We start from the raw sequence: 23,945 nt of genomic DNA on the forward strand, positions 1-23,945 counted from the left end.
GACAGATACCCAGCACTCAGCGGGCCAGGTCGGTCACGGCTGTGTAGGAATGGACAGGTGAAGCAGTCAGCAGGGCTCGTGCTCCACCGCGAACGGGGCGGCGTCGTGGAGGTGCTGCTCGGGCACATGGGCGGCCCGTTGTGGGCGCGCAAGGACGCCGGGGCGTGGACGATCCCCAAGGGGGAGATCGACCCGGGCGAGGACCCGCACGCCGCGGCGCTGCGCGAGTTCGCCGAAGAGCTCGGCGTGCCGGCACCACCGAGCGACGAGCCCGACCTCGACCTCGGGACGGTGCGGCAGCGCGCGGGCAAGCTCGTCACGGCATGGGCGCGCGAGGGCGACCTCGACGTGTCGGCGGTCGTGAGCAACGCCTTCGCGATCGAGTGGCCGCCGCGGTCGGGCCGCATGCAGGAGTTCCCCGAGCTCGACCGCGCCGGCTGGTTCCCGCTCGCGACGGCACGGGGCCTCGTGGTCACCGGGCAGGTCGAGCTGCTGGACCGGCTCGACGCGGCGCTCGCGACGCGGGAGAGATCGTCCGAACCGCAGTGAACCCGGGCAGTGCGAGGCCCCGGGACCCGACGGGTCCCGGGGCCTGCTCGTGCGGTCCGGTCCTCCGGAGAGAACCGGTCGGCCCGGGAAGGGCTCCGGTCAGCCCAGGAGGTACGGGGCGGCGACGAAGCCGGCCAGGAGGCCGACGGCGACGACCGCGACGGCGGACAGGTGCGATCGGCGTGCCCGTGCGGTCGCGCGGCGCGCGGTGTGGCCCAGGGCTTCGGTCATGGCGGTCATGACGGTCCTCTCGTCGTGGACGGTGTTCCAGGAGGAGAGACCGCGACCGGCGCGATCCATGACGCGGTTTCGGCAACCAGCTGACGCGATCCACGTCACACCTGACCGTCGAAACGCGTCGACCCTGGTTCATCATGATGAACCAGGGTCGTTCAGCACGCGCGCGCAACCGCGCCAGGGCTCAACCGGCGCGCAGGATCAGAGCGTCGCCCTGGCCGCCTCCGCCGCAGAGCGCGGCCGCACCGGTCCCGCCGCCCCGTCGCCGCAGCGCGAGCGCGAGGTGCAGCGCGAGACGCGCGCCCGACGCGCCGACCGGGTGGCCGAGCGCGATCGCGCCGCCGTCGGTGTTGACGACGTCCTCGTCGATCCCGAGGTCGGCGACCGACTGGAGCGCAACGGCCGCGAACGCCTCGTTGATCTCGACGAGGTCGAGGTCCGACGCCGCGAGACCCTCGCGCTTCAGCGCCGCCTCGATCGCGCGCGACGGCTGGGAGTGCAGCGAGCTGTCGGGCCCCGCGACCTGGCCGGCCGCGCCGATCTCCGCGAGCCAGTCCAGCCCGTTGCGCTTCGCGAAGGCGCGGCTCGCGACCACGACGGCTGCCGCGCCGTCGGACAGCGGCGAGCTCGACCCCGCGGTGATGGTGCCGTCCTCGACGAACGCCGGGCGCAGCCGCTCGAGCGCCTCGAGGGTCGTGTCCGCCCGTACGCCCTCGTCGTGGGCGACGACGACCGGCTCGCCCCGGCGCTGCGGCACGGTGACGGGGGCGATCTCCTCCGCGAGGTGACCGGCGTCGCGGGCGGCGGCCGCCCGCTGGTGCGAGCGCAGCGCGTAGGCGTCCTGCTCGGGGCGGCCGATGCCGCGCGTCGCGCAGCCGCGGTCGGTGAGCTCGCCCATCACCTCGCCGCTGAACGGGTCGTTCAGCCCGTCGTGCGTGAGCGAGTCGGCCATCGTCACGTCGCCGAACGCGAAGCCCGCGCGCGACCCCACGACGAGGTGCGGCGCGTTCGTCATGGACTCCTGGCCGCCCGCGACGACGACCGTCGCCTCGCCGGTACGGATGAGCCGTGCCGCGTCGATGATCGCCGTCAGCCCCGACAGGCACAGCTTGTTCACCGTCACGGTCGGCACGTCCCAGCCGATGCCCGCGTGGATCGCGGCCTGGCGGGCGGGTCCCTGCTTGGCGCCCGCCTGGACGACCTGACCGACGATCACCGTGTCGACCTGCTCGGGCGAGACCCCGGCCGCGGCGAGCGCACCGCGGATCGCGTGCGCGCCCAGGTCGGCGGCCGACAACGACGCGAGCGCGCCGCGGAACCGCGCGAACGGCGTGCGGGCCCCGTGCAGGAGGACGGGGGTGACCTCGTCCTCGGGGGTGACGGCTGCGCCGTCGGTCAGGGTGCTGGCGTCGTTGCTCATGGGATCCGTCCGGGAGTGCGGGGGAGGTGCCGAGGGAAGGGCCCGGCGCCGCGAGGAGGGGCGACGCGGCGCCGGGAGCGTGAGGGGCGCGCGCAGTGCGCGCGGCCCGGTCAGGCGAAGGCCGAGACGCCCGTGATGTCGCGACCGACGATGAGGGCCTGCACGGACTCCGTGCCCTCGTACGTGTGCAGGGCCTCGACGTCCGCGAAGTGCCGCGCGGCGCGGTTGCGCAGCAGGATGCCGTTGCCGCCGAGCAGGTCCCGCGCGCTCGACGCGATCTCCCGCGCGCCGCGCGTGCACGTGTACTTCGCGAGCGACGCCTGCGGGCCGGTGAGCTCGCCCGCCTCGTCGAGCCGCGTCATCTGCGCGACGAGGAGCTGCATCTGCGTGAGCGTCGACAGCATCCGGGTGAGGCGCTCCTGGATCATCTGGTTCGCCGCGAGCGGGCGGCCGAACTGCACGCGCTGCGTCGCGTACGCGACCGCGGTCTCGTAGCACGCGACCGCGTGCCCGACGGCGGCCCACGCCACCCCGAGGCGCGTCGCGAACAGCACGCGCGAGGTGTCCTTGAAAGACCGCGCACCGGGAAGGGCGTTCTCGGCAGGGACGAAGACGTCGTCGAGCACGACGTGCGCCTGCCAGATCGCGCGGAGCGACACCTTGCCGGTGATCGTCGTGCCGGTGTAGCCGGGGGAGTCCTGGGGGACGACGAAGCCGTGGACCTGGTTGTCGCCCTCCCCGCCCTCGCCGTCGACGAGCCGCGCCCACACGACCGTGATGTGCCCGGACGAGCCGTTGCCGATCCACTTCTTCTCGCCGTTCAGCACGTAGCCCTCGACGCCGTCCCGGGTCTCGCGACGGGCGGTGGTCTCGAGCGAGACGGAGTCGGAGCCGTGGGTCGGCTCGGTGAGGGCGAACGCGCCGATGATCTCGCCGCGCGCCATGGGCTCGGCGTACCGTGCGCGCTGCTCGTCGGAGCCGAGCATCTGGATCGAGCGGAGCGCGAGCCCGCCCTGGACACCGCAGATCGTCGCGACCGAGCCGTCGCCGCGCGACATCTCCATCGCGGCGAGGCCGGCGCCCATGAGGCTGACGTGCTCGCGACCCTCGACGTCGACGCCGTCGCGCAGGAGGTCGAGCTCACCGAGGCGCTTGACGAGGTCGAGCGGGACCTCGGCTCGCTCCCAGTACTCGTCGATGACGGGCAGCACCTCGTCCTGGACGAAGGCGCGCACGCGCTGCTGGTGCGCACGGTCGGCGTCGGTGGCGTCCGCGAACGCCCCGGCGTAGTCGACGTCGAGCGGCGTGGTGAGGTCGTAGGCGGGTTCGGTGACACCGGGCTTGATCGGCGTGGCGGGCATCGGTGCTCCTGGCTCGGACGGGCTGTCGGCCCGCCGGGAGGGTCCCCCTGCGCAGCCGCTCCCCTCCATCGTGCGCCGATACCCCGTCTCAGGTCAACCCGAGACGCAGTATCACGATGCTCCGGGCGCGGCAGCGCCCTGCGCGGCCGTCGCGGCGCTCTCGCGCAGTGCCGGGTCGCCGAGGAAGGCGCGGACGTCGGCGGCGACGTCGTCGGGCCGCTCCATCGCCGGGAAGTGCCCGCCGCGCGGTCGCTCGTTCCAGAACGGGAGCATGCCGTCGGGGTCGAGGATGCGCCGCATCAGCGGTTCGGTCCCGAACGCCGTCATGCCCTGCGGGCGGTCGTGGTGGCGTCCCCACGCGGCCGCCGAGTGCGCGGTCTCGTAGAGGAGGTTCGCGGCACCGTCGCCGGCCCGCCCGAACCAGCTCACGCTCACGAGGGCGAGCAGGTCGTCGACGTCCACGGCCTCCTCGGGGAGGTCGTGCGCCGGGTCGGTCCACTCGTGGAACTTCTCGACGATCCACGTGAGCTGCATCGCGGGCGAGTCCGTGAGCCCGTACGCGACGCTCAGCGGGCGAGTCGCCTGGACCTGGAGGTAGCCGAAGTCCTCGGTGCGCGCCGCGACGAGGGCCTGGTGCCGCTCGGCCTCGGCGGGCGTCAGGTGGTCGGTCGGCGGCGTGTACGCCGTCGCGATCGCGCCGGGGTCGGTCGACACGAGGGACGCGACGACCCGGTCGCCCGCGTCGAGGCACAGCTGCTCGGCGACGCCCGCGCCGACGTCGCCGCCGAAGACCGCGTACCGCTCGTACCCGAGCGCCCGCACGACCCGGTCGAAAGCGTCCGCGGTGCGGACGATGTCCCAGCCGTGCGAGGCCAGCGGCGTCGAGAGGCCGTACCCCGGCATCGACGGCGCGACGACGTGGAAGGCGGGTGCATCCCCGTCGGGCTCGGCGAGCAGCGGGGCGAGCCGCGCGAACTCCACGCACGACGTGGGATACCCGTGGCAGAGGAGCAACGGGGTCGCGTCCGCGCGCGTCGACCGCACGTGCAGCCCGTGGATCCGCTGTCCGTCCACCTCGGCGACGAACTGCGGCAGGCGGTTGAGCCGGACCTCCTGCGCGCGCCAGTCGAACGTCGTGCGCCAGCGCTCCGCGAGCCGGCGCGCGTAGCCCACGGGCGTCCCGCGGTCCCAGGCGTCCGTCAGCTCGGCGGGCCAGCGCGTGCGCGCCAGCCGCTCCCGGAGGTCGTCGACCTCCTCGGCGCTCACGGCGATCTCGTACGGTCGGACGTCCACGTCGGTACCCATGACAGGTCCTCCTCGGGGTGGTCGTGACCACCTCAGCGAACCGGGGGACGGGCGGGGTGTCTTGAACGGACGCGACACCCTGGCCGTCAGACCGGCTCGCCGCGCTCGCGCGACCGACCCGGCGTGTGCCCCGTCAGACGCTTCAGGTCGCGCGTGAGGTGGGCCTGGTCCGCGTAGCCGAGCCGGTACGCGACGTCGGCGATCGAGCGGCCCTCCTGCAGCCTCGCGACCGCCTCGCGCGCCCGCTCGATCTGGCGCACGCGACGCGGGGCGATCCCGACGGCGCGCGCGAAGTGACGCTCGACCGTGCGGACCGAGCAGCGTGCCGCGCCGCCGTCGAGCGCCGCCTCGACGACGTCGTCGTGCCGCACGACGCCCGCGGCGCTCAGGGCGGCCACGAGCCGGTCGACGTCGGTCGCGCCGAGGCGGACCGACGGGAACGGCCACAGGTCCCCGGCGAGCAGGAAGGCGCCGGGCGACGGCATCGACAACCGGTCCGTGCGGTCCCGCCACGTCGCGACGGGCTCGTGGGCGAAGTACGTGCCGGACGAGAAGCGCACCCCGAGGTTGTGGTTCCCGGCGAGGTACGGGACGGGCGTCGGCTTCGAGGACGGTCCGGAGAGCAGGACGCGGCGGGTGTCCGCGTGGACGGTGAAGACGAGGTCCCACCGGGCGTCCGCGGACGCGACATAGGTCCCGTCGGTGAGGTCCACGGTGGCCCACACGACGTCGACGGCGGGGGAGGATGCGGCGCGCTCCTCGTAGAGGAAGCTCACGCCCGCAAGTCTAGGACGGGGGTGCGACGCCTCCCCGGCGTAGGGTCGCCGCATGGTGACGTGGGACGACGACGCCTCGGCGGGTGCCTGGATCGCGGAGCGGCTCGGGCCTTTCGGGCCGCGCGTCGACGGCACGGTCCCGCGGGGCTACGCGGCGTACGCGTGCGTCCCGTTCCCCGAGGCGCACGGGACTCTGCTGTACGCGACGGAGGACGGCAGCCCGGCGCCGCTCGACGTCCTGGTCGACGTGCTGGAACCGTTCACCGGCGTCCAGCCGGTGCACGCCGGGCTGTGGACGGGGTTCTCGTTCCTCTACGACCACGGCACCGACCCGCGCCACAGCTCGGGGATCGGGGTGCTCGTCGGCTGGGCGGAGGACGAGCCGCGGCCGAGCGAGGAGGAGATCGCCGCCGCGCAGGCCGAGGCGTGGGACCAGCTCGCCCCGACGCTCGTCGAACGACCGGCGGCGCCGATGCTCCTGCTCCCGCACCGCGAGCACCATCTGTGGACGGGCACGCTGGCCGACGTCGCGGCGTTCCGTCACCACGGCCAGGCACCGAGCCTGTGGTGGCCCGAGGACCGGTCGTGGTTCGTCGGATCGGACGTCGACGCGGCCGCGGCCTACCTCGGCGGGAGCGAGGCGCTCGTCGACGCGGTGTGCGCGGAGCCGACGCTCGGCGCGTACCGGGTCGCGCCGTCGGACACGATGCTGTTCGAGGACGACTGAGGCGTCGCTCGCGCCCGTGCGGTCAGGCGGGTGCGCCGGCGGCCAGCTGCTCGGCCGTCGCGCGCCGGTTGATCCGCCACCACACGAAGAACCCGACGAGCGTGAACGCGCCGTAGAACACGTACATGAACGCGGACGCGTAGTAGCCGGCGGACACGAGGAGCGGCACGCCGACGATGTCCACCGCGACCCAGATCAGCCAGAACTCGACCCAGCCCTTGGCCATGCCGTACGTCGCGAGGAGCGAGCCCATGAAGATCCAGGCGTCGGCCCACACCGGTTCGAACGAGCCGAGCGCGCGGAACACGGGAGTGAGCACGGCGGTGCCGACGAGGAGGGCGACCACGAGGGCGATCCGCTGCCGCGCCGTCGCCCACTGCGGGACGACGCTCACGCCGTGGCTGTCGGCGTCCGCGTCACCGAGACGCTGCTGCGTGCGGCGCCACTGCACCCACCCGTAGACGGAGACGATGACGAACATGACCTGGCGGCCGGCCTGGCCGAGCAGGTTCACGGGGTTGGGCGTCGCGAACACCGCGCCGAGGAACACCGTGAGCAGCAGCAGGTTGCCGACGATGCCCACCGGCCACGCCCACACCTTGCGCCGCATGCCGCCCAGCGCCGATGCCAGGCCGAACCCGTTGCCGACGATCTCGCGCCACAGCAGGTGCTGGTCGCCGATCGTGAGCTGCGCGTCGAACAGCGCCATCAGGTCCATCGCTCGTCCCTCGTCCTTCCCGGGCACGAGGCTCCGGGGTGAGGGCGGGCGGGGCGTCGTGGGACCCGTGCGGGCCGCCGACGCCGTCGCTCACCACGGCGAGGAGGACCTCCACGGGTGCGGGCTCGTCGAGTGCTCGACGGACCCGTCCCCTCGGGGACGACCGCGCCGCACGTGCTTCCTCCCATCCGGACTGTCACCGTCGGTCCTGGAGTTCCACCAGGTCAACCGCGCATAGGGCGCGGGTCGCGGACTGTCACCGCCGGCTCGGAATTGCACCGACCCCGGAGCACGTTCGTGCGTACTGCGTTCTGCAACGGCCGATGCTACCCGGGCATTCCCCGAGCGCTCGTGCCCTGCGGGAAGACGGTCTCGAGATCGGCAGGTCGACGCGAGACCGGTCCGACGGCGCGAGATCGGTTCTCTGAACGACCGGTCTCGCGCCGTCCTACCGATCTCGCGATGGGGTCGGGATCAGGCGAGGGCGTCGCGGACCGCGCGGGCGACGTCGTCCGCGACGTCTGCTGCGCTCGCGCCGGCGTCCACGACCGTCACGACGACGCGGCGGCCGTCGGTCGTGCCGGTGCCGCGTGCCGGGGCCCCGGCGGTGTCGTCGGCGGTGAAGCGCCCGGCCGCGGCGCGGCGCAGCTCGGCGAACGCCTCCTCGAGCTGCGGGCGCAGGTCCTGCTCCGGGTTGCGGAGCCAGCGGCGCAGGAGCGCGTTGTGCACGGCGACCACGGACGCGGCGAACGCGATGGACGCGGTGGAGCGCCGCGCGTCGGGCGGCAGGGCGTCGCGCAGGTAGGCGGTGAAAGCACGCTCGTAGCGGTGCGTGGTCACGAGCTCGCGGTCGCGGAGCGCGGGCACCTGCTGCAGCAGGCGGTGGCGCGCGAGCGACGTCTCGCGCTGGCCGACGTGGTGGTCGAACACGAGCCGGGCGGCGCGGCAGACCTCGAGGTACGGGTCGACGGCCGGGTCCGGGACGAGGTTCCCCGCGGCGTCGGGCACGGGCCGGGTCCCCGCGAGCATGACGACCACCTCGTCGAGGAGGAGCTCGTGGTCCGCGAAGACCACGTCCTCCTTCGAGCGGAAACGGCGGAAGAAGGTGGCACGGCTGACCTGTGCGGCGTCGGCGATCTCCTCGACGGTGGTCTGCTCGTACCCCTGGCGGGTGAAGAGCTCGATCGCTGCGTCGACGGCCTGGGCATGGGTGCGGCTGCGGACGTCGGTCATGGACGGGACGGTACACCGGTACCGGGTTCCCGCTCGGGGGAGCGTGCTGGTGGGGGACGCGGCCCGGTGGCACGCTGGCCCGGTGACCGAACCACCCCGCGTGCACTCGATCCACGTCGCGAAGGCCCGGCGGCTGCCCACCCGCACCGTCCCGGCGGTCGAGGCGGAGGAGGGACGCGGGCTCGTCGGCGACCGGTACCACGGCTCGAAGCACCGGCACGTGACCGTGCAGACGCTCGCGGACCTCGCTGCGGCGTCGGCGGAGCTCGGGCAGGAGATCGACCCCGGTCTCACGCGGCGCAACGTGACCCTCACGCACGGTGACCTGCCGACGAAGCCGGGGTCGTTCCTCACGCTCGGCGACGTCGAGCTGCAGGTCCTGCGCATCGCCGCGCCGTGCCGGCTGCTCGACGACTGGATCGCGCCAGGGGCGATGCGCTCGATGCATCGGCGCGGCGGGGTGGTGTGCCGGCTGCTGTCGTCCGGGACGATCCGCGTCGGCGACGAGGCCCGCTGGAGCGCCCCGGCCGACGCCGCGGGGTCGGGTCAGGGCACGAGGCGGTAGAACCGGAAGAACGCGAAGTCGTCGACGGGCAGCACCTCGACGTCCGAGTACCCCGCCTCGCGCGCGTACCGCCGCAGCGTCGCGGGCCGCATGACGGTCCCCGTCCCCGCCGACGGCTGCGTGGAGAGGCCGTCGGGCAGGCACACGAAGAGGCTGTAGCCGTACATGATCCGGTCGACGTCGTCGGCCGGGGCGCTGAACTCGTCGGCGACCGCCTCGTCCATGACGACCACCACGCCGTCGGGCCGTACCGCCCGGCGCACCGCGTCGAGCACCTCGACAGGGCGGGGCAGGTCGTGCACGCACTCGAACGCGAAGGCGGCGTCGAACGCCCGGTCGACCGGCCCCTCGGACGTCGCGAGGAGGGCGAGCTCGGTCGCGTCGCCCAGGTGGAACGTGACGCGGTCACCGAGACCCGCTGCGTCCGCGGCAGCACGTGCCGCCGCGACCGACGGCCGGTCCACGTCGATCCCGTGCACGACGGCGCCCGGGTACGCCCGCGCGATCGCGAGCGTCGACCAGCCGAACCCGCACCCGACGTCGACGACGCGCGCCCCCGGCCGCGACAGCACGTCGTCGATCTCCGGCAGGCTCGCGAGCACCGGTCCCAGCTCGCGCTCGAACCACGGCCGGTTGACGTCGGCCTGGGCCTCGCGCGCGTCGTCGCCGAGCTGGTCCCACGACACGCCGCCGCCCGAGCGGTAGGCGTCCAGCAGGTGCGGGAGCTGCGGCCCGATGGCCCCGAGGAACCGCGCGAGCGGCGCGGAGTACGCGAGCGACGTCGTGTCCGTGAGGACCTCGGCGTGCGCCTCGGGGAGGGCGTAGCGGCGCTCGCGGGCGACGTCGTGCGGGTCGGCGTCGAGCGCGGGCCCGGCGCCCGGGTCCTCGGCCGCGAGGATGCCGGACGCCGCCTGCTGCTCGAGCCACTCGCGTGCGTAGCGTTCGTGCGTGCCGGTCGCCTCGGCGAGGGCCGTGGAGGTCAGCGGGCCGGACGAGGCGAGCGCGCGGTACCAGCCGAGCCGGTCGCCGACGTGCACGGAGAGCACGTCGATCGCGCCGAGCGTCGCGGTGAACAGGCGCTCCGCGAAGGCGTCGACGGGCGACGCGTCGTCCGCCCCTCCGTCTGGATCCCCCTGCTGCACGCTCGTCCGCTCACCGGTCGTCACGACGATCCCGTCCCACGTTGGCCGGGCGTACCGAGAGCGGCAGCGCCCGTCCCCCGACGGTAGACCCGTGAGAGGTCCCGCGTCGACGGGTCGAGCGGCTGAATCTCGACGGCCTTCCCGCCGAGTCTGCACGGACGCTGGTCCGCCCCTCGTCAGGCGGCTTAGGTTCGCCTATCCTGTGCTGCGTGACCCGGGACGAGACGCCGACCGGCGCGTCCCCGGGCGTGCCGACGCTCGCCGTGCGCGACGTGAGCATCCGCCACCACGTCCACCACGACGACGTCGCGCCGGACCTGCCGGGCTCCGCCGACGACGCGCGGAACCACCCGGCGCCGACCCCGAGCGGCGTGACGTTCCAGGTCCGCGCGGGCGAGGCGGTCCTCCTCCTCGGCCCGTCGGGGTGCGGCAAGTCGACCCTTGCGCTCGCGACGAACGGGCTGGTGCCGCACGTGGTCGGCGCCGACCTGAAGGGTTCCGTCCGCGTGCGCGGCAGGTCGACCCAGGACCACGCTCCGCCCGAGCTGTCGCGCGACGTCGCGATGGTGTTCCAGGACCCTGACGCGCAGGTCGTGACGGGGACCGTGCTCGACGAGGTGTGCTTCGGCCCCGAGAACCTGCTGCTGGCGGTCGACGAGGTCCTCGCGCGGGCCGAGTCGGCGCTGCGCACCGTGGGCCTCTGGGACCGGCGCGCCCACGACCCGGCGACGCTCTCCGGCGGCGGCCGGCAGCGCCTCGCCGTCGCGTGCGCGCTCGCGCTCGGCTCTCCGCTCCTCGTGCTCGACGAGCCCACGGCGAACCTCGACCCGGTCGGCACCGAGGAGGTCTACGCCGTGCTGCGCGACGTCGTGGCGCGCGGAGACCGGGCCGTCCTGCTCGTGGAGCACGACCTCGACGCCGCGGTCTCGCTCGTCGACCGGGTCGTGGTGCTCGACGCCGCGGGGCGCCTCGTCCTCGACGGCCCGGCGCGCGACGTGCTCGCCGGCCACGCGGAGGAGCTCGCCGGGCTCGGTGTCTGGCTGCCCACCGCGACGCTCGTCGCGCTGCGGCTGCGCGCGGCCGGCGTCCACCTCGACCCGGTCCCGCTCACGCCGGACGAGCTCGCGGCGGCGCTCGACGCGGTCCCCGTCCTGCCCGACCCGCGCCCGGCCGACCCTCGCCCGACCGGTACCCGGCGGACGGGCGCGCGGGACGGCGTCGGGCACGACCGCGACCGGACGGTGGAGGCGCCCGGCGCCGAGGCCCCTGTGCTCGTCGTCGACCGCCTGACGTTCCGCCGCGGCCGCGGCCGCGCGGCGACGACCGTGCTCCGCGACGTGTCCCTGACCGTCGCGCCCGGTGAGCTCGTCGCCGTCGTGGGCGCGAACGGCGCGGGCAAGACGACGCTCGCCCAGCTCGCCGCGGGCGTGCTGCGGCCGCGTCGCGGCGCGCTCGACGGACGCGTGACCGTCGCCGGCCTCGACCCGACATCCGCCGACCCCCGCGAGCTCGCGCAGCGCGTCGGCTTCGTGTTCCAGAACCCGGAGCACCAGATCGTCACGACCCGCGTCGACGACGAGCTCGCCCTCGGGCTGCGCGTGCGCGGCGTGCCGGAGGACGAGGTCGCGCAGCGCGTCGACGACGTGCTGCGGCGCCTCGGCCTCGCCGACCTGCGCGACCGGCACCCCTTCCTCCTGTCCGGCGGGCAGAAGCGGCGGCTCTCCGTCGGGACCGCGATCGTGTGCCGTCCCGACGTCCTCGTGCTCGACGAGCCGACCTACGGGCAGGACCGCGAGCGGGCGGCCGAGCTGCTCGACCTGCTCACCGCGCTCCACCTCGACGGGACGGCGGTCGTCGTCGTGAGCCACGACATGCAGCTCGTCGCCGAGCACGCGACGCGCGTCGTCGCGCTCGCCGACGGTGCCGTGCTCGCCGACGGCCCGCCGTCCGACGTCCTCGCCGACGAGGACGTGCTGCGCACCGCCGGTCTGCGCACACCGCCGCTCGCGCGCGCCACGCGGCACCTCGCGCACCCCGCGTGGCGGACCGTCACGCGCCTCGCGGACCTGCCCGCCGCAGACCTGACCGTCGCAGCCACGACCTCTGCGGGGGTCACGGCATGACGGCCGCCGCCGTGACGCGCGCGGCCGAGCCCGCGCACCTCGGCACGTTCGCCGGTCCCGCGTGGGACCTGCGCACGTACGACCCGCTCGTCACCGCCTTCGGCCCGCTGCCCGTCGTCGTCTACGTCTTCACGACGCGCGACGTGCTCACCCCGGCCCTCATCGGGCTCGCCGCGCTCACGGTGATCCTCGTGATGGTCCGGCCGCCCGGCCGCGTCGTGGCGTCGCTCCTGGTCGGCCTCCCTGCGCTCGCCGCCGTCATGACGGTGTCGTTCGGCGTGCTCACCGACCCGCGCGACGTCGACGACACGACGCTGCTCCTGACGGTCGGTCCCTTCGAGCTGTGGTCGGGTGCGCTCGCCGTAGGGCTCGCGACGAGCCTGCGCACGTGCGCGCTGCTGCTCCTCGTGCTGATCGGCGGTCTGTCGACGACCGGGCAGGACGTCGTGCGCGCGATGGTCCAGCAGCTCCGGGTGCCGTACCGCGTCGGCTACGCCGCGCTCGCGGCGCTGCGGTTCGTCCCGCGCTTCGGCCACGAGCTCGAGGTCATCCGCGCCGCCCACCGCGTGCGCGGCGTCGACCACGGCCGCGGGCCCCTCGCCGCCGCGCGGCGCCAGGTCGGCTACGCGGTGCCGCTGCTCGCGGGCGGGATCCGGCACGGCGAGCGCGTGTCGCTGGCCATGGAGGCGCGCGCCTTCGGGGCGCACCCCACGCGGACCGAGCGCGTCGTGGTGCCGTTCCGCGTGCGGGACGTCGTGTTCCTGCTCGCGACGTGGGGGCTCGCCGCCGCGGTCGCGCTCGTCGTCGTCCCCGCGCTCTCCGCCTGACCGCTCGACCGTCCGTCCACCACACCTCGACACCCGGAGCCACCATGTCCTCCGCACCTCGCCGTCAGTCCTTGACCACGCGGTACCTCATGACCTGCGCCGCGATCGGTGCCGCGACGGGCGTGCTCCTCGTCCCGGCCAACTTCGTCGCGGCGGCGCTCTCCTCCACCGTGCCCGTGCTGTACTCCGCGATGCTCGGCCTGTGGATCGTCGGGCCCGTGCTCGCCCTCGCGCTCGTGCGCCGCCCGGGTGCGGCCGTGCTGACGATGCTCGTCGCCGGGGTGATCAGCTCGGCGTCGCCGCTCGGGGCGTCGTCCATACTCACGTGCCTCATGGTCGGCGCGGCGCTCGAGGTCGCGTTCCTCGTGACGCTCTACCGCGTGTGGGCCCCGTGGCTCTTCTACGTGGCGACGTTCGTGTTCGCCGCGCTGTACACCTGGTCGGCGTTCGTCGCGTTCGACGCCGCGTCGATGGCGCCGGTCGTGCAGGTGCTCATCGTCGTGCTCATGATCGCGAGCTCGCTCGCCGGGACCTGGGCGGGTCTGCTGCTCGCGCGCCGTCTCGAGCGGGCGGGCGTGGCGCGCGGGCTCGCGCCGGCACGTCGTCCTGCGGCGACTGCGCCCGTCGTCGCGCCGGCCGAGCAGGGCTGACCGGAGCCGAGGAGGACGGGACCAGTCAGCCGCCGAGGAACGCGTTCATCGCGAGGACCGAGAACAGCACGGCCCCGGCGGCGACGGCGATCGCCACGACCCACCCGTTGGCCCGTTCGACGGGTGGCCCGGCCGGCCGGGCGGGTGCGGGCGTGCGGCGGCCACGGCGCGCGCTGAACCGCAGGCCGCGCGCGGCGGCGCGCGTGGGTGGGGTGGGCGGGGTCGTCGCGCGGGCTGGGGTCTGGCTCGTCACGGGTGCCTCCGGGATTCTCGGCGCCGCTACCCGACGCCGTACCCCAGTCTTCTCGGCCGGACGCCCTCCGCGCGTCGCCCGTTCGGTGGATCCTGCCGGCCGCAGGTGTGCGACCTGCGGATGACCTCCCGGTCGGCTCGGTCAGCGCGGCGCGTTCTCCTGGTACCGCGGGCCGCGTCGGCCGCCGCGGGCCACACGCTGGAGGTAGCGCACCTCGCGCAGCGCGACCGCGGCGGCGAGGACGCACGGGATCCACGCCCACACCCGTCCCCGCAGGACGAGTCCCAGGCACAGGACGGCGACGACGACGCCACCGAGCACCGTCGCGACGCTCGACCACCGGGTCCCGGTGCGGACCTCGTCGGCACGCTGCCACCAGCGGCGCAGCCGCTCACCGACGCCGCGGTTCTGCCCGTCCGCGGGCGGACGGCCGTCGGCGGGCGGACGGCCGTCGGCCGCCGTCACGAGGGGTTCCGAGCGGGCCGGGCGAGGGCCACGCCCTCGATGCTGCGCAGGGCCATCCGGAGGGCGTCGGCCCGGGACACCTCGCCCTCGGCGGCCATCGACCAGGCGTTGAACAGGGTCCACCACAGGGTGCGCACGAGCCACGAGACGCTGAGCTGGTCGTCGACCACGCCGTCCGCCTGCCCCCGTCGCAAGAGCGCGCGGACCGGCTCCTCCGCCTCCTCGGCCTCGGCCCAGAACTCGGGCTCGCCGTCGGCCACCTCGTTGAACAGCACCATGTACCAGGGGCCGAGGTCGAAGTACTCGAACGCCAGCCGCCGCAGCGCCGCCGCAGGATCACCGACGTCGAGCCGTGCGGCGGTGATCGCCGCGCGCGTCCGCTCGACCGCCTCGGCGCCGATGGCCTCGACGAGGTCCGCGCGCTCGGGGAAGTAGCGGTGCAGCGTCGTCCGCCCGACGTGCGCCGCCTGGGCGACGTCGGCGAGCGAGGCCGACTTGTCCGCGCTGAGCACCGACGTGGCCGCCTCGAGGATCGCGCGTCGCGTGCGCGCGCGGGCGGCGGTCTCCGTGGTCTCCGGGACCCCGGAGCCCGTTCCGAGGGTGCCGCGGGTCCGGGTCCCGTCGCTCGTCCGTGCCGTCACGTGCCTCACCCTAGCGACCGAGTGGATGGCACACACCTTGCCGACTGTGGAACATGCGTGTTCCACTTAGGATCACTCCGCTCCCGCATCCTTCCCCACAATGCCGTCAACTACAGTTGACAGCAGATCGGATGTCAACCATGGTTGACGGTATGGCCACCACCGACACCGCCGGCCCCCTCGCGGGTCCCGAACGCGCCGCTCCCGAGACCGAGCCGAAGGGGCCTTTCCTCCCGCGCCTCAAGGTGCTCTGGGAGTTCGTCCGTCCGCACCGCCGGACCCTCGCGCTGGGCCTCGTCCTCGGGCTCGGGACCACCGCGGCGACCCTCGCCACACCGATGGTGACGAAGTGGGTGCTCGACACGCTCGGCACCGGGGCGTCGCTCACGCCGGCCGTCCTGACCCTCGTCGGGCTCCTCGTGGTGGGCCTCGTCCTCGGGCTCTGGCAGTGGGTGCTGCTCGGCACGCTCGCCGAGCGTGTCGTGCTCGACGCCCGGTCGTCGATGGTGCGCCGGTACTTCAGCGCGAAGATCGGCGCCCTCACCGGACGGCCCACCGGCGAGCTCGTCACCCGGGTCACGTCGGACACCGTGCTCCTGCGCGAGGCCGCGTCGTCGAGCCTCGTCAACCTCGTGAACTTCGCGGTGTCGCTCGTCGGGACGATCGTGCTCATGGGCGTCCTCGACATGGTCCTGCTCGGCACCACCCTCGCCGCGATCGTCGTCATCGGCGTGCTCGTCGGCGCGCTCATGCCGCGCATCGCCAAGGCCCAGGAGAAGGCGCAGGAGTCGCTCGGCAGCCTCGGCGGCACGCTCGAGGGTGGGCTCCGTGCCGTGCGGACCATCAAGGCGAGCCGCGCCGAGGGCCGCCAGGTCGACCGCGTGCTCGCCGACGCGCAGGAGTCCGCGCGGCACAGCGTCCGCGCCGTGCGGACCGAGGCCGTCGCGTGGACCATCGCGGGCGGCGGCATCCAGCTCGCGATCATCGTGGTCCTCGCCCTCGGTGCGTGGCGCGTCGACCAGGGGCTCCTCGCCGTGTCGGGCCTCGTAGCGTTCCTGCTCTACGCCTTCCAGATCGTCGAGCCCGTCACCGGGCTGACGATGAACGTCACGCAGCTCCAGGCGGGCATCGCGGCTGCCGGCCGCATCCGCGAGGTCCAGGCGATCGAGGCCGAGGAGGACGAGCCGGGTGCGGCCGCGTACCGCGCGGCCACGCCGTCGCCCGCGCCCGCCGGCGCCGAGGCAGGCGAGGAGCGCGACGCAGGCGCGGCGTCGGGCACGGAGGCGGTGCCCGACGACGTCCCGCGCCTCGCGCTGCGCGGCGTCACCGCGCGGTACCTGCCCGGCGGCGAGCCCGTCGTGCACGACCTGGACCTCGACGTGCCGCACCGTGGTCAGGTCGCGATCGTCGGGCCGTCGGGCGCGGGCAAGACGACGACGTTCTCTCTCCTGCTGCGGTTCCTCCAGCCCGAGTCGGGGCAGATCCTGCTCGACGGCGTCCCGTACGACGCGCTGACGTTCGACGACGTGCGCCGCCGGTTCGCGTACGTCGAGCAGGAGACGCCCGTGGTGCCGGGCACGATCCGCGAGAACCTGCAGCTCTCCGACCCGGAGGCGAGCGAGGACGCGATGTGGGAGGCGCTCGAGAAGGTGCGGCTCGCCACGAAGGTCCGCTCGCTCGAGGACGGTCTCGACACGTCGCTCGTCGGCACGACCGTCTCCGGGGGCGAGCGCCAGCGCGTGGCCCTCGCACGCGCCGTCCTGCACGCGCCCGACGTCCTGCTCCTCGACGAGGCCACCGCCCAGGTCGACGGGCTCACCGAGGCCGCGGTGCACGCCGTGATCGAGGACCTCGCGCGCGACCGCGCCGTCGTGACCATCGCGCACCGGCTCTCGACCGTCATCGACGCGGACCTCATCCTCGTCATGGAGGCGGGTCGCGTCCGGGCGCGCGGCACGCACGCCGAGCTGCTCGCGACCGACGAGCTCTACCGCGAGCTCGTCGCCGCGCTGCGCATCGCGACCCAGGAGGCCCCCGCCGCCGCCTGAGCCCTGGTAGTACCTCGGTCCCGCGAGGTAGCACCCCGGTCCTGCGAGGTAGTACCCCGGTCATGGCTCCGGTCGTCGTCGGCGATGAGTTGGCCGGCCCGGCCCGGTCGGAGCAGCGTCAGGACGACGACGGCGGCCCGTGCGGGCCGCGGAGAGCGAGGGTGTGTCATGGGTCGTGTGACGTTCGACGTGGCGGTGTCGGTCGACGGGTTCTCGTCCCGCCCGGACCAGACCGCCGAGCACCCGTTCGGCGAGGGTGTGGACCTGCACGCGTGGATGTTCGAGACCGCGGACGAGAACGCCGAGGAGCTCGCGGCCATCCTGTCCGCCGGTGCCTACGTGATGGGTCGCAACATGTTCGGACCCGACCGGGGAGAGCTCGACCTCGACTGGTCGGGCTGGTGGGGGCCCGAGCCGCCGTACCACGCGCCGGTGTTCGTCCTGTCACACCACGAGCGCGAGCCTCTCGTGATGGAGGGCGGCACGACGTTCACGTTCGTCACGGACGGCATCGAGTCGGCGCTGCGCCAGGCACGCGAGGCAGCGGGGGAGAGGGACGTCTCGGTCACGGGCGGCGCCGCCACCATCAACCAGTTCCTCGCCGCCGGCCTCGTCGACGAGATCCGGCTGCACGTCGTGCCGCAGGTGCTCGGGCACGGCGACCGGGTGTTCGACGGCGTGCCGCCTCAGCAGCTCGAGATCGTGTCCGTGCGCGCCGCCTCGCGGGTCACGCACATGGTCTACCGGCCCGCCGGTCGGCTCGGCTGACCGCTCGCGGCGACCGGACGACGTGCCGAACCCCGGGTTGTGGGGCACCACGGAGCCTGATCGACCCATGACCCGGGGCTCGGCGGGGCGGCGTCGTCACGCTGCGGCGAACGGCAGGAGGAGGGGTGCCGCGACGACCAGGGCGACGGCCGCACCGGCCGCCACCACCGCCCACCACGGGCTCGCGGCGCCGCGTCCCGCCTGCTCGCGCTGCCGCGTGAGGGTCGTCCACGACACGCCGTCGAACCACCGCTCGCTCGCCGCGCTCGTCGTGTCGGGGTACCAGCCGGCCGGTGGCTTGCGCACGTCGCCTCCTCGCGTCGCGATGCTCTCGGGACGTGTGTGTCCCGAAGGAGGCGGATCTTGCGTCGCGCCGACGCGTCGGAGACGTCAGAGCGTGGCGACCTGCCGCGCGCCCTCGGTGGCGATGCGCTCGAAGACGGCCTGGTCTGCGGCGAACTGGGTCCCGGGGATCGGGCGGTGCAGCACGATCTCCGTGATGCCCGCCGCTGCGTACCCGGCCGCCGTCTCGACGAACGCGTCGACGGACTCCAGGGCGGGATCCGGGGTGAATCCTGTGAGCAGGATCCGCTCGACGTCGGACGGGTCTCGTCCGGCGTCGTCGCACACGGACTCGAGGCGCTCGACCTGCCCGCGGACCGCCGCCCGGGACTGTGCCGGCGTCGCGTCGTCACCGAGGCGCCCGTCGCCCGTCGTGACCCACGCCTGCCCGTACCGCGCCGTCAGCCGCAGCCCGCGCGGCCCGGTCGCGGCGATCGCGAACGGAACGCGCGGCGCCTGCACCGAGCCCGGGATCGTGCGTGCCTCGTGCGCGCGGTAGTGGCCCTCGCCGTGCGTCACCGCGGGCTCCGTGAGCAGCCGGTCCAGGAGCACGGTGAAGTCCCGCAGGCGGTCGGCCCGCTCGCGCGCCGACCACGGCTCACCACCCAGCACGCTCGCGTCGAAACCCGTGGTCCCCGCGCCGAGGCCGACCGTGATCCGCCCGTCCGAGACGTCGTCGAGGGTCATGACGTCCTTCGCGAACGTCACCGGCTCGCGGAAGTTGGGCGAGGTCACGAGCGTCCCGAGGCGGACGCGTCCGGTCACTGCTGCCGCCGCAGAGAGCGTCGGCACGGTGCCGAACCACGGGCCGTCGCGAAACGTGCGCCACGACAGGTGGTCGTACGTGTACGCCGTGTGGAACCCCAGGTCGTCGGCCTCGCGCCACACCTCCCGGCCCTCGCGCCACGGGTACACGGGCAGGATCACGGTGCTCACGCGCATGGGACGACACTACGGGCGCGCACCGTCGTCGCGCGTGCGCGCCGTCGCGTCGGGACGGGTCGGCGCCCGTCTAGGGTGGCGGGTGTGATCCAGCACACCGTCGCCTTCCGTCTCGTCCACGCCGCAGACAGCCCCGAGGAGGCCGAGTTCCTCACGACGGGCCGCAGCACTCTCACGGCGATCCCCGGCGTCCGGGACTTCACCGTCTCGCGCCAGGTCAGCGCGAAGAGCCCGCTCGCGTTCCAGTTCTCCATGGTGTTCGACGACGACGCGGCGTACGCCGCGTACGACGCCCACCCCGCGCACCGGGCCTTCGTCGCGGAGCGCTGGGTGCCCGAGGTCGCGGAGTTCCAGGAGCTCGACCTCGTGCGTCTCGACGCCTGAGCCGGCACCGAAGGACTGAGCGGGCACCGAGGGGTGCGTGCCGCCTCAGGCGCGTGCCGCGTGCCGGCCCCGCCGCGCAGGGGCGGGGGCGCCGTCGTCCTCCGACGCCGCGCCGTCCTGCGGCTCGTCCCGGCGTCCGCTCGGGACGAACGCGATCGCGACGAGCGCCGCGACGGCCACCAGGCCGGGGATCGCCACGGACGGTCGTTGCACCGCAGCGACGAGCGGGCCGACCCCGGGGACGCGCACCACCGGGACGAGCGCCTCGTCCACGACGTACGGGACGGCGTCGGGCGCGTCGTTGGCGTCCCCCTGCATCACGACGCTCGCGGCACCGGCAGACGCCGGTTCCGCGCTGACGACGCGGTGCGTGATGAGCCGGCCGGTCGCGTCCTCCAGGGTGGCGACGTCCCCGGTTGCGAGACGCCCGGCGTCGACGCTCCGGCTGATCACGACGTCCCCCACGTCGTACGTCGGGCGCATCGACCCCGAGGTCACGACGAGCGTCTGCACGACGCCCGCCTGGACGAGCACGAAGAGCACCAGGCCGAGCACTCCCGCCACGGCCGCGACCGTCAGCGCGACGTCGGCGAGACGCCTCACGACGCTCACGGAGCCGCCGCCCACGACTGCGTGACCGGCACCTCGGGGCGAGGCGCGAGCGTCTGACCGGCACCCGTGCCGAGCGTCCTCCCGGCCCCCCAGCAGTACACCTCGTCGTCGCTCGCGGTCGCGCACGCGTGCGACTCGCCGACGACGACGGACGTGAACGTCACGCCCTCGGGCAGCAGGGACCTGTCCACCGCGACGGGGGTGTCCGTCGACCCTCCGATGCCGACCGCGGTGCTGCCCAGCTGGCCGTCGGTGTTGCTCCCCCAGCAGTAGGCCGCGCCGTCGGTGGCCAGCGCGCACGCGGTTCCGCCTCCTGCCGCGACGTCGGTGACCACGACGCCCGCCGGCAGGGCGACCCGAGCCGGTGCGTCCTGCGTGCCCGTGATCCCGCCACCGTCGCCGATCTGGCCGTTCGCCCGGATTCCCCAGCAGTACGCCGACCCGCCGGCGGCCGCGCACGTGTGGAACGTCCCGCCGTCGATGTCCGTGACAGGCCGCGCGGTCATCGCGCCCGGCACCACGGCGGTGGGAGCGAGGACGGCCGTCCCGTTCTCGCCGTCGCCGACCTGACCCTCCTGGTTGCGGCCCCAGCAGTACGGCTCGCCGGCGGCCAGCACGCACGCGTTCTGGAAGTCCGTCGTGACGTGGTCGATCTGGACGCCTGGCGGGAGCTCGCTCGTTGGGTCGTCCGCGCTCGTCGGCAGGGCGATGGGGGCGTTGGCCCGGCTCTGCGGGTCGGACGGGTCGGTCGGGCGGGGGAACCCGACGTTGAGCCCCCAGCACGCGGCAGAGGCGTCGTCCGCGACCGCGCAGCTGGCGAACTCTCCCGCTCCGACGGTCGTGACCGTGCGACCGAACAGGGGGGACTCGTACTCGTTGGCGCCGGTTCCGGCCGGCTGGGCGTAGACGGCCACCGGGACCGGGGAGGGGGGTGCCTCCCAGGGCTGTGCCGTGTCGAAGTTGCCGAGAACACCGACGCCCCAGCAGTACGCGGCACCCCCCGCGACCGCGCAGGCGCGTGCGTTGCCCGTGTCGATGTCGGTCATGACCGCACCGCCCGTCGCGCCCGGCGCGACCGCGACGGGGACGTCCGAGGTCGTCGACGTGCCGTCGCCCAGCTGTCCGCTGCCGCCCTCGCCCCAGCACCAGCCCGCACCGGCCACGAGCGCGCACGTGAAACCCTCTCCCGCCGCGAGCATCTCCGGTGCGACGGTCGCGTCGACCACGACGGTCGCGCGGGCGTGCACGGGATCGGTCCACGTCGCTGACGTCGGTCGCACGACGGCCGGGCCGAGAAGTCCCACGACGAGCAGCACCGCCAGCACGGCGAGCGCGGCGAGCAACGGGCGCGGCGCGGGCCGGGTCGTACGGTCGCCCTCCGCCGGGATCCGGCGGACTCCGTCCGCTCGGGACACGCGGCCCCCTTCCGCCCGGGTCACGTCGTCTCGCCTCGGTCGGTGGGCCGTCGGCCTCGGTGCAGGACCGCGCCCAGCGCGACGAGCGCGAGCGCGGCGGCACCGATGGCGGCGACGTCCGCCCCGGTGGTCGCGAGCGGCGGTCCGCCGCTCCCTCCCCCACCCCCCGCGCCGTCGTCCGTCCCGCCGCCCTCCGCGTCGTCACCGACGAGATCGAGGCGGTAGACGACGGTCCCGCTCGTGTCAGGGGGCGCGCTGTCGGACAACGTCATCCCGACGCGGACGTGCACGATGCCCGTCGCCGGGACCGGGACCGGGACCGGGACCTGGAGCGCGGAGTCCGAGGAGGAGACCGGCCCCTCGACGAGCAGCGTCGCACCCGACGCGCACCCGGCCGCCGTCCACGGCTCGTCGCAGGACTCGACGACTGTCGTCAGGTGCGGCACGAGCTCGCCCTGCGCGCTGACGTCGGCCCGCACGATCGTCGCGGCCGACGGCGCGTCCACCCGGAGCGTCGTGACCGCGGACGAGGTCTCGCCCGGGGCGAGCGCGTCGAACACGAGGAGCTCGGGGTCCACGACGGCGTCGGCACCGGACGCGGGCAGCGCCGGGCCGACGTGCACCACGACGGCGAGGAGGGCGCCGCCGAGCGCACGTCGCGCGTTCCGTCGCGAGCGGGAGGGCACGTCGTCTCGTCAGGTCACGGGGTGACGGGCGCGACGGACACGCCGTCGACGGTGACCGCGAGCTCGCCCGACGCGTCCTGGACGACGGTGTCGTCGGCCGTGACGGTGACCTCGAACGCCACCGAGTCGCCCGGGGCGAGGTCCGCCGGGTCGTTGCCGCCGGTCGCGTACGCGACCGACGCCGTGACGCCGTCGGGCAGGAAGGGCGTGACCGTGATCGCGCTGACGTCGGCCGTCCACGTGCTCGTGGGGTCGTTGCGCACGTAGCCGGTCAGGACGGTGGTCTCCTCCGGGGCGACCTGCGCACCGCCGAGGTCCAGCTCGATCGTCGCGACGCCCTCCTCGGTGCCGTCCCACGTGTCCGACTCGGCCCAGGTCGTCGGCTCGACCGGTGCGCTCTGGTCCGCGGGCACGGCGCCCTGGATGTTGAACGTCCCCGTCGAGACGTCGGCCTGGAAGAAGACCTGGTCGGTCCACTGCGCGCTCGTGAGCGCGGCGCCCAGTCCGAGGACGGCCAGCCCGGCCAGCCCGATCTTGATCTTGCGCGCTCTCGTCGCCTGCATGGGTGCCTCCGTCGGTCGTGGGTCGGTCGGGTGAAACGTTTCGGCCCGCTTCCGCACGCTCTCCGATGCGAGGCGACCCTGCAACCGGAAGGCGTGCTCGACCGGCGGTCCCGGCCGACGAGCGGTGTGACAGGCTGAGCGCCATGACCCAGATCGACCTGCGCATCTTCACCGAGCCTCAGCAGGGCGCCTCCTACGAGGACATCCTTGCCGTGGCGAAGGCGACCGAGGACCTCGGTTTCGACGCCTTCTTCCGCTCCGACCACTACCTCGTCATGGGCGACGGCGACGGCCTGCCCGGCCCCACCGACGCCTGGACGACGCTCGCCGGGCTGGCGCGCGAGACGAGCCGCATCCGCCTGGGCACGCTCGTGTCCTCGGCGACGTTCCGCCATCCCGGCGTCCTCGCGATCCAGGTGGCGCAGGTCGACCAGATGTCCGGCGGCCGGGTGGAGCTCGGCCTCGGCGCCGGCTGGTTCGCGCGCGAGCACGAGGCGTACGGCATCCCGTTCCCGGAGAAGCGGTTCGGGATCCTCGAGGAGCAGCTCGCGGTGATCACCGGCCTGTGGGAGACCCCCGTCGGTGAGACCTTCTCCTTCAGCGGCGAGCACTACACGCTCACCGACTCGCCGGCGCTGCCCAAGCCCGCGCAGGAGCGCATCCCCGTGATCGTGGGCGGCCACGGCCCCCGGCGCACCCCCGCCCTCGCGGCGCGGTACGCGAGCGAGTACAACGCGGCGTTCCCGGACCCCGGCGTGCTTCCCGAGCGGTTCGAGAACGTGCGCGCGGCGTGCCTCGACGCCGACCGCGACCCCGACTCGCTCGCCTACTCGGCGGCGTTCGTCGTGGCCGTGGGCAAGGACGAGGCGGAGTACGCGCGTCGCGCCGCGGCGATCGGCCGCGACCCGGAGGAGCTGCGCCGCAACGGGATCGCCGGGACGGTCTCCGAGGCGGCGGACAAGCTCGCCGCAGCGGCCGAGCAGGGCGCGACGCGCTTCTACCTCCAGGTGCTCGACCTGCACGACCTGGACCACCTCCAGCTCGTCGCGGACGAGGTGCGCCCTCAGCTCGGCTGAGCACCACAGGCACGACCGCGGTGCCGCGTCGCGCGTCCGAGGGCTGGACACGCGACGCGGCGCCCCGGTGAATTCTCGGTTTCGGCCGGTGAACGGGTTGTTTCCGGCCTGTGGAGT

27 protein-coding genes and 1 riboswitch are annotated in these 23,945 nt (G+C 74.5%); of the genes, 10 read left to right on the forward strand and 17 right to left on the reverse strand.

Annotation, left to right across the window (positions count from 1 at the left end; translation table 11 throughout):
* Nucleotides 1–57 precede the first annotated feature (57 nt).
* Complete coding sequence (locus NFS20_RS01385; RefSeq protein WP_251149959.1) at nucleotides 58–549, forward strand: NUDIX hydrolase; 492 nt, start codon at nucleotides 58–60, stop codon at nucleotides 547–549.
* A 99-nt stretch (nucleotides 550–648) separates the two neighbouring features.
* Here the strand turns inward: NFS20_RS01385 and NFS20_RS01390 are convergent, their stop codons facing one another.
* From NFS20_RS01390 to NFS20_RS01410, 5 genes are all read right to left on the reverse strand, one after another.
* Nucleotides 649–789, reverse strand: coding sequence for a hypothetical protein (locus NFS20_RS01390; protein ID WP_251149960.1), 141 nt, complete (start codon nucleotides 787–789; stop codon nucleotides 649–651).
* 181 nt (nucleotides 790–970) lie between these two features.
* Complete coding sequence (locus tag NFS20_RS01395; RefSeq protein ID WP_251149961.1) at nucleotides 971–2,206, reverse strand: acetyl-CoA C-acyltransferase; 1,236 nt, start codon at nucleotides 2,204–2,206, stop codon at nucleotides 971–973.
* A gap of 110 nt (nucleotides 2,207–2,316) precedes the next feature.
* The gene (locus tag NFS20_RS01400; protein WP_251149962.1) at nucleotides 2,317–3,567 is read right to left on the reverse strand and encodes an acyl-CoA dehydrogenase family protein; all 1,251 of its coding nucleotides are present in this window, start codon (nucleotides 3,565–3,567) and stop codon (nucleotides 2,317–2,319) included.
* 111 nt (nucleotides 3,568–3,678) lie between these two features.
* Nucleotides 3,679–4,872, reverse strand: coding sequence for an epoxide hydrolase family protein (locus NFS20_RS01405; protein ID WP_251149963.1), 1,194 nt, complete (start codon nucleotides 4,870–4,872; stop codon nucleotides 3,679–3,681).
* An 86-nt stretch (nucleotides 4,873–4,958) separates the two neighbouring features.
* Complete coding sequence (locus NFS20_RS01410; RefSeq protein ID WP_251149964.1) at nucleotides 4,959–5,648, reverse strand: AraC family transcriptional regulator; 690 nt, start codon at nucleotides 5,646–5,648, stop codon at nucleotides 4,959–4,961.
* A 52-nt stretch (nucleotides 5,649–5,700) separates the two neighbouring features.
* Here NFS20_RS01410 and NFS20_RS01415 point away from each other — a divergent pair, with 52 nt between their 5' ends.
* Nucleotides 5,701–6,375, forward strand: coding sequence for a hypothetical protein (locus NFS20_RS01415; protein WP_251149965.1), 675 nt, complete (start codon nucleotides 5,701–5,703; stop codon nucleotides 6,373–6,375).
* Nucleotides 6,376–6,397: 22 nt separating this feature from the next.
* On the opposite strand, the gene pnuC is transcribed toward NFS20_RS01415, so the two are convergent.
* Nucleotides 6,398–7,093 carry a nicotinamide riboside transporter PnuC gene (gene pnuC, locus NFS20_RS01420; protein ID WP_251149966.1) on the reverse strand — a complete coding sequence of 232 codons (696 nt, stop codon included), beginning with the start codon at nucleotides 7,091–7,093 and terminating at the stop codon, nucleotides 6,398–6,400.
* Between the two features lie 170 nt (nucleotides 7,094–7,263).
* Nucleotides 7,264–7,390: riboswitch (FMN riboswitch) on the reverse strand.
* 177 nt (nucleotides 7,391–7,567) lie between these two features.
* A complete protein-coding gene (locus NFS20_RS01425; protein WP_251149967.1) occupies nucleotides 7,568–8,326 on the reverse strand; it encodes a TetR/AcrR family transcriptional regulator in 759 nt (252 codons plus the stop codon).
* Nucleotides 8,327–8,408: 82 nt separating this feature from the next.
* On the opposite strand from NFS20_RS01425, the gene NFS20_RS01430 reads away from it, so the two are divergent.
* Entirely contained in the window at nucleotides 8,409–8,891 is a 483-nt protein-coding gene (locus NFS20_RS01430; protein WP_251149968.1) for an MOSC domain-containing protein, read from the forward strand.
* Here the strand turns inward: NFS20_RS01430 and NFS20_RS01435 are convergent.
* A complete protein-coding gene (locus NFS20_RS01435; RefSeq protein WP_251149969.1) occupies nucleotides 8,873–10,057 on the reverse strand; it encodes a class I SAM-dependent methyltransferase in 1,185 nt (394 codons plus the stop codon). The two genes, NFS20_RS01430 and NFS20_RS01435, sit on opposite strands and share 19 nt — an antisense overlap.
* Before the next feature lie 185 nt (nucleotides 10,058–10,242).
* On the opposite strand from NFS20_RS01435, the gene NFS20_RS01440 reads away from it, so the two are divergent.
* From NFS20_RS01440 to NFS20_RS01450, 3 genes are read left to right on the forward strand one after another with little or no spacing between them, the layout of a single operon-like run.
* A complete protein-coding gene (locus tag NFS20_RS01440; protein ID WP_251149970.1) occupies nucleotides 10,243–12,156 on the forward strand; it encodes an ABC transporter ATP-binding protein in 1,914 nt (637 codons plus the stop codon).
* Entirely contained in the window at nucleotides 12,153–12,983 is an 831-nt protein-coding gene (locus tag NFS20_RS01445) for an energy-coupling factor transporter transmembrane component T (protein WP_251149971.1), read from the forward strand. Before NFS20_RS01440 ends, NFS20_RS01445 begins: the two co-directional genes overlap by 4 nt.
* A 44-nt stretch (nucleotides 12,984–13,027) precedes the next feature.
* A complete protein-coding gene (locus NFS20_RS01450) occupies nucleotides 13,028–13,633 on the forward strand; it encodes an ECF transporter S component (protein WP_251149972.1) in 606 nt (201 codons plus the stop codon).
* 25 nt (nucleotides 13,634–13,658) lie between these two features.
* Here NFS20_RS01450 and NFS20_RS01455 read toward each other — a convergent pair whose 3' ends face one another.
* The 3 genes from NFS20_RS01455 to NFS20_RS01465 form a co-directional block, all read right to left on the reverse strand.
* On the reverse strand, nucleotides 13,659–13,886 hold the full coding sequence (locus NFS20_RS01455) for a hypothetical protein (protein WP_251149973.1): 228 nt from the start codon (nucleotides 13,884–13,886) through the stop codon (nucleotides 13,659–13,661).
* Nucleotides 13,887–14,027: 141 nt separating this feature from the next.
* Nucleotides 14,028–14,351, reverse strand: a complete 324-nt coding sequence (locus NFS20_RS01460) for a hypothetical protein (RefSeq protein ID WP_251149974.1) — start codon at nucleotides 14,349–14,351, stop codon at nucleotides 14,028–14,030.
* Nucleotides 14,348–14,992: a TetR/AcrR family transcriptional regulator gene (locus NFS20_RS01465; protein ID WP_251149975.1), complete on the reverse strand. Its 645-nt coding sequence runs from the start codon at nucleotides 14,990–14,992 to the stop codon at nucleotides 14,348–14,350. The genes NFS20_RS01460 and NFS20_RS01465 overlap by 4 nt, the downstream gene beginning before the upstream one ends.
* A gap of 152 nt (nucleotides 14,993–15,144) precedes the next feature.
* On the opposite strand from NFS20_RS01465, the gene NFS20_RS01470 reads away from it, so the two are divergent.
* Both NFS20_RS01470 and NFS20_RS01475 read left to right on the forward strand, forming a co-directional pair.
* A complete protein-coding gene (locus tag NFS20_RS01470; RefSeq protein ID WP_251149976.1) occupies nucleotides 15,145–17,040 on the forward strand; it encodes an ABC transporter ATP-binding protein in 1,896 nt (631 codons plus the stop codon).
* 168 nt (nucleotides 17,041–17,208) lie between these two features.
* Complete coding sequence (locus NFS20_RS01475) at nucleotides 17,209–17,808, forward strand: dihydrofolate reductase family protein (RefSeq protein WP_251149977.1); 600 nt, start codon at nucleotides 17,209–17,211, stop codon at nucleotides 17,806–17,808.
* 96 nt (nucleotides 17,809–17,904) lie between these two features.
* On the opposite strand, the gene NFS20_RS01480 is transcribed toward NFS20_RS01475, so the two are convergent.
* Nucleotides 17,905–18,114, reverse strand: a complete 210-nt coding sequence (locus NFS20_RS01480; RefSeq protein WP_251149978.1) for a DUF2510 domain-containing protein — start codon at nucleotides 18,112–18,114, stop codon at nucleotides 17,905–17,907.
* An 84-nt stretch (nucleotides 18,115–18,198) separates the two neighbouring features.
* Nucleotides 18,199–19,092 carry an LLM class flavin-dependent oxidoreductase gene (locus NFS20_RS01485; RefSeq protein WP_251149979.1) on the reverse strand — a complete coding sequence of 298 codons (894 nt, stop codon included), beginning with the start codon at nucleotides 19,090–19,092 and terminating at the stop codon, nucleotides 18,199–18,201.
* Nucleotides 19,093–19,176: 84 nt separating this feature from the next.
* Here NFS20_RS01485 and NFS20_RS01490 point away from each other — a divergent pair, with 84 nt between their 5' ends.
* On the forward strand, nucleotides 19,177–19,476 hold the full coding sequence (locus NFS20_RS01490; protein WP_251149980.1) for a Dabb family protein: 300 nt from the start codon (nucleotides 19,177–19,179) through the stop codon (nucleotides 19,474–19,476).
* 45 nt (nucleotides 19,477–19,521) lie between these two features.
* Here NFS20_RS01490 and NFS20_RS01495 read toward each other — a convergent pair whose 3' ends face one another.
* Genes NFS20_RS01495 through NFS20_RS01510 form a run of 4 tightly spaced genes read right to left on the reverse strand, consistent with a single transcriptional unit; the run spans nucleotide 19,522 to nucleotide 22,752 of the window.
* Nucleotides 19,522–20,088, reverse strand: a complete 567-nt coding sequence (locus NFS20_RS01495) for a signal peptidase I (RefSeq protein ID WP_251149981.1) — start codon at nucleotides 20,086–20,088, stop codon at nucleotides 19,522–19,524.
* A complete protein-coding gene (locus tag NFS20_RS01500) occupies nucleotides 20,085–21,503 on the reverse strand; it encodes an RCC1 domain-containing protein (protein WP_251149982.1) in 1,419 nt (472 codons plus the stop codon). Before NFS20_RS01500 ends, NFS20_RS01495 begins: the two co-directional genes overlap by 4 nt.
* 20 nt (nucleotides 21,504–21,523) lie before the next feature.
* On the reverse strand, nucleotides 21,524–22,189 hold the full coding sequence (locus NFS20_RS01505) for a hypothetical protein (RefSeq protein WP_251149983.1): 666 nt from the start codon (nucleotides 22,187–22,189) through the stop codon (nucleotides 21,524–21,526).
* 14 nt (nucleotides 22,190–22,203) lie between these two features.
* Nucleotides 22,204–22,752 carry a hypothetical protein gene (locus NFS20_RS01510; RefSeq protein WP_251149984.1) on the reverse strand — a complete coding sequence of 183 codons (549 nt, stop codon included), beginning with the start codon at nucleotides 22,750–22,752 and terminating at the stop codon, nucleotides 22,204–22,206.
* Nucleotides 22,753–22,904: 152 nt separating this feature from the next.
* Between NFS20_RS01510 and NFS20_RS01515 the strand changes: the two genes are divergently transcribed.
* Nucleotides 22,905–23,828: an LLM class F420-dependent oxidoreductase gene (locus tag NFS20_RS01515; protein ID WP_251150563.1), complete on the forward strand. Its 924-nt coding sequence runs from the start codon at nucleotides 22,905–22,907 to the stop codon at nucleotides 23,826–23,828.
* Nucleotides 23,829–23,945 lie beyond the last annotated feature (117 nt).

This window comes from Cellulosimicrobium sp. Marseille-Q4280 (assembly GCF_943181405.1).
In the GTDB taxonomy this organism is placed as follows: Bacteria; Actinomycetota; Actinomycetes; order Actinomycetales; family Cellulomonadaceae; genus Cellulosimicrobium.